The following is a 5175-nucleotide window of genomic DNA, read 5'->3' on the forward strand; positions in this document are numbered from 1 at the left end:
CTACGCCCGGCACGCCGGACTGGTAGGCGAAGCGTTTGGCGATGGCCGCCCTGGAGTCGCTCCTGTACCATCCCGGGGTGAGGCGGCATCCGGCAAAGCCGGCCAGGCTGGAGGGCTGCTGGAAGGGAAGCTCCGCGGCGACAATCTTGTTGACCTGCTCGGCTCCCGGCCCTCCGAAGGGGGAGAGCCTGGTGCCGTCATTGGAGAGGATGTTGGAGATGGTAATCGGGAAGAAATCGCTGTTGGCGTTCTTGACTTCAAACTGGTACGGGCTGTAGAGGCGCCCCAGTTCGGAGGCGGTGGGCATCTGGCCTCCCCAGAAAAGGGGGCTGGAGTGCTGCCATGTCTTGGCCCGGTAGTCCTTGCCCTCCGGATAGGCTCCAATCACGGGGGGTTTGCCCCATTTTACCGATACTCCATAGTAGGCGACAAACGTGGAGTCCAAAGAGGGCGTGCCGTATTCGCCCGCTTTTTTAGCTTCTTCATTGGTCCCTTCGTTGCGTTCCCACATTTCTGCGGGAAGTTTAATTTGGTCAACAAGAGGTTTTTCCCAGGCACCCCAGTTCAGGTTGAGGATGGCCGGCATGGTCTTGGAGAAAATTTCTATTTCCGCCGTGCTTTTCCCATTCAGGGAAGAGGAACTGTTCATTTTGTTGGGATCCATCAGGCCGGCCCCCATCACGAAGGTTCCCAGGGCTTTGGAGGCACCCTTGTCTCCGTATTTGACGGCGAGAACATGATTGTCCGGCGTTCCGTTGAGCCGGCTGGTATCTTCCGCGAAGATAACGGAAGCCTTGGCAATGCCTACCTGGTTATATCCGCTGCCGTCCAGAAGTTCATAACGGACGCCGTCCGTCAGGTTGACGGCATAAGAGCTGACTTGTCCCGGTTCCTGGGACCATCCCTCTTTGAGCGGGAATCTGTCCGGTTTGAAATCACCGCTGTTGGGCTTTGTTTTGTAAACTTCGTTACCGTTGGCGATGTTGGAAACGACCGGCTGGGCAAAGACGATGATCTCGCCTGCTTTCAAGGTGGAAGGCTCTCCCTTGACGGTGGAACCGTCACTGTTAAGTTTGGCCGTAGTTCGGAAAGAGGCGCCGAAATCCGCCACCTGGCGGTTGTTATAAGAAGCGTTCAAATAGGGGATCAGGCAGGATTCTCCATAATTGGAGAGTGCATTCTCATCCAGTTGGTTCCATGCGAATTTAACATTATGGGAAAGCAGCAGGGGCATGAAGCGGTGCTCGCCGAAGTAGGCGCCCCAGACACCTCCGTTGGCCCCGGTCAGCTTCATATCCACATTATACGGATTCCACCAGACGTACACGGGAATGACGGCAATACGGAAGTCGATCCATCCTCCACGGTTGGGATGCTTGTTGCCGTGTTTGACGTAGTTAAGTCCTACAAAGGAATAAAAGCGCAGCAGGATGGGGTGGCGCATGTACGTGTAGCGGTTGTCCATCATTTCCATGCTGGCTGCGGAGTCCGCCGCAATCAGCGTGCTGGGAGCGCTTCCATTCCATTGAAGGGTGGCGGAGGCATCCTGGCCTTCCCTCTTCGTGGAGGAGTCCCACACGTTCGCCCAGAGGTAAAGCTGGTTCCAGGAGCCGATCGGCCGGTTCTGGTCCGACGGGTTGCCGTCCTCGGACGTGTACGGACGCAACCCTATGTCCGCCGTATCGCCGCGAAATTCTTCAGGAAGTTTTTCCTGGGAAAACATAATGTTGAGGTCTTTCTTAAGACCGCCGAATTTAGAATCCGTCAGCAAACTGGAAGAAACCAGAGAGATGTCGTGGTAAACGTCACCCAAATCCTTCAAACGTCCGTTTTTATTGTTGGCCAGCAGAGAATCAAGAGAGATAAGCTTTCTGACTGCGGACATGTCGTTCCCGGATCCCGCCGTCATTACGGAAGAAAGATTGAGAGACTCCAGATCGGGGCCGGGCGTATCCCAGGTGGAACGCAGCACCGTCAGGGCATCCGTACTTTCTTCAGAAGCATGCGGCATCAAATTGATACGCGCTTTCTGGTTTTCCCCCGTGACCCACCAGGCTATATATTTACGGGAGTTAGCATTCTTTTTCAGTCCTGTGGTCTTGGAGGAATCATCTACGCGCACCATGCGGGCGTAGATTTCCTTTTTATCCTGATTCCTGGCTCCAACGGATGTCCCTATCGTGCCTGGTCCCACCAGGGCGACGCTGCGGAAGTTCTGGTTAGAGAGAGAACGTTTGCCCAACAGATTTTTACCCGCTTCCAGAGAACTGAGCCTGCGCAAATCAGGGTCGGAAATGAGCCAGCGGCGGAACATGGATTTTCTTCCTGTATCATAGGTGGCCGAGATGTTCATACCCTCGGAGTTATTCGTATTGAGCCAGGAATCCCAGCTGTTCCAGACACCCAGAATATAAGGGGCGTTTCCTTCGCTGGTTCCGGAAGAAAGAATGCCGGAATTGGCGGAAACACGCTGGTCAGGGCCCAATTCACACTGAAGCTGGCCCAAAGCTACTTCCAGGGAAAATCTGGCGAGGGATTTGGCCTCCGCCGCAAAAAGCTGTTTCTCGGAAATACGGACCTGTGAAGATGCAATGGTTAAAAGGCCGACGCTGAGGAGGGCTAAAAGCATCATCAGGGTAATGGTGGCAATCAGGGCAAACCCCTTGCTGACATGCCTGACAGGACGTTTAGTGAAAAGTTTGATCTTCATGAAAATGATGGGTTTCGGCAGGCCCCTTTCCGTTCGAGTGTGAGGAGGAAAAACCTCTGCTGTCACAAAGGTGCGAAGAGCCAATTCTTAACTCTAGCCAATACAAAAAAGAGGCAGTTCATGCAAGCTCAAAGTTGGTTCAACAGGGCACACGTTGAGCAGAGCAAACAGGCTCCGGGACAATTGGAAAGAAAAATAAGGCAAGAAAAATCGCATTTTTATCCAATTCCGTTCTTAAAGGTTTATATTATGATTTTTATAGAAAAATCGGATTCTAAATTCGGTGGATTAAAAAAAGACTTGAATATCATATTTTCTCAAGAAAAACTGCCTGCGGAATTTCGTGGCGATACGGCGGACATAGGGTTGCGTCCGTACACGTCTGAGGACGGCAACCCGTCGGACCGGAACCGGCCGATTGGCTCCTGGAACCAGCTTTACCTCTGGGCGAACGTGTGGGACTCCTCCACGAAGAGGGAAGGCCAGGATGCCTCCGCCACCCTTCAGTGGAACGGAAGCGCTCCCAGCACGCTGATTGCGGCGGATGCCGCGGCGAACCTGGAGATGATGGACAACCGCTACACGTACATGCGCCATCCCATCCTGCTGCGCTTTTATTCCTTTGTAGGATTGCTCCTGACAAATCACCAAAACAAACCGCTCAATGATCTTTTAGATGCAGATGGAGGATATCACGCTAGAACAGGAGGCGGGTTTGTTGATGTTAATTTGGCCATTATCCCCGTGTACGTCTGGTGGAATCCATACAATGTGGACATGAACATGCAAGGAGGAGATGGTTCCCCCTGGGGAGCGTATTTTGGAGAATACAGATTTATGCCGTTATTAACTAGCGGTAATTTTGATGTATGCAATATCGGAAAAAGGGAATTTTACGGTATAAATGAGTCTTGGATGAAGGATTTGACGAGAAAGTATGAACACCCGATGACCCCGTACAATCGAAACAGTCAGGGAGTGTGGAAAAGATTTGGAATGCGGCAAATTGCAGATTTTGGAGCATCATTCAGAACCGATACGGCTATTAGCAATGCTTCCATAAAGAAAGGCGCTATTCCTGTTCTAAAATCAGGGGAAATAGTCATTTTTTCCCAGCCGGTAGCTTCATACGAGGATATTATTACAATCAAAAGAGATAATACGGATAGTTATGTGGATGGGTTGCCGTTTAAGGAAGGATGGAGCGCAAATCCCTCCCAGGTCTCTCCTTATGCTGTGGAATGGAAAGCAGGGTTACTCTATAAAAATCTGTCCGGGAGTGGCTGGGAAAATGAACCTTACTCCGGACTATCCAACCCAATAGGAACAGCAACAGCAAGTATTGACTTTGCTCAATCTTATGAAGAAATACAAGGTACATATTTAGACCCAGAAGGGGATAAAACCCCTGAAAACCATATTCTGGCTGATAGATTTACAGAAAATCATGATGCCCATTCTAATAAATTGGGAACTTTCGTGATGGGCGCAGGCTTAATGAATATTTCCGGGAATACTGCTCCCATCCAGTTGCAAGGAAGTTCTACGGAAGAACCCAAGGCTTTTGAGAAATATATGCCTGCCGTTCTTAATTTGAATTGGGGTGTCTGGCAAAAGCCCCTTGTCGATAAAATTCTTATCAAAGCGGTTTATTACAATAATCCTGGCAATCCTGGGCAAGAGAATGGGCAAAAGTTCAAAGAATGGCTCCAAGGCAAAGAGGGAGAACCTGACAAGGATCCTGAATTTGTCGCCTACTATGGAGTATCGGTAAAATGGGGCAAGCCCCCCGTGATAGGAGCCTATCCGGAGGGCAAGGACTACCGGGCCAAGACATGGCAGCACTCCAGCCCCCTTTTCTGGGGAGGCCAGATGCCCACCGCCTCCGAACTGGGGCGCCTCTACAGCCCGTACCAGTTTGAAGTCAAGAACGCCAACAGCGATTTCTTCCCGATTACCATCTCCAACATCCTCTCCAATGACGGCACCAGGCTCTCCCCCTTCGGAGGGCCGGGAGCCGAGCAGGTCAACAAGATTGTCGCCGCGGAGCTTCCCTTCCAGCAGCCCTCCAGCCTGGCCGGCTTTGCCGGATGCCGCCTCACCCCGGGATGGTACAGGAGCGACTCCAGGGCGGCCATCGCCAAACGCTTCGCCTACCAGTCCGGCGTGCCGGGCGTAGGCATCGGCAACGCTTTTGCCGATCCCATGCTTCCTGCCGACAAGGTTTTCTCCCACAACGAAATCATGGGGGACGCCGCCCTGGGGGACTTCTGGGACCACGGCCTGATGATCAACGACGCCCTCTGGGACTCCTGGTTCGCCTCCTCCCTGGCCGCCCGCCCTTCCAGCCTTGGGGGCACGGGCAGGGAAGAACTGAAAACCGTTCTTCAGCAGGCTTTCTCCACGGACGCTTCCTCCAACAGGGCCTCCGGCATCGCCAACCGCCGCTTCATGCCCGACCTTCA

At 52.5% G+C, this 5175-nt stretch carries 1 protein-coding gene and 1 pseudogene; one reads left to right on the forward strand and one right to left on the reverse strand.

From position 1 onward, the window contains the following. On the reverse strand, positions 1–2710 hold a 2710-nt coding region (locus WW58_RS02890; RefSeq protein ID WP_046435285.1), incomplete at its 3' end, for a hypothetical protein. Between the two features lie 300 nt (positions 2711–3010). Between WW58_RS02890 and WW58_RS02895 the strand changes: the two are divergent. After that, positions 3011–5175 (forward strand): annotated as a pseudogene (locus WW58_RS02895) (hypothetical protein); the annotation flags it as partial.

The organism is Akkermansia sp. UNK.MGS-1 (assembly GCF_000980515.1).
GTDB lineage: Bacteria > Verrucomicrobiota > Verrucomicrobiia > Verrucomicrobiales > Akkermansiaceae > Akkermansia > Akkermansia muciniphila.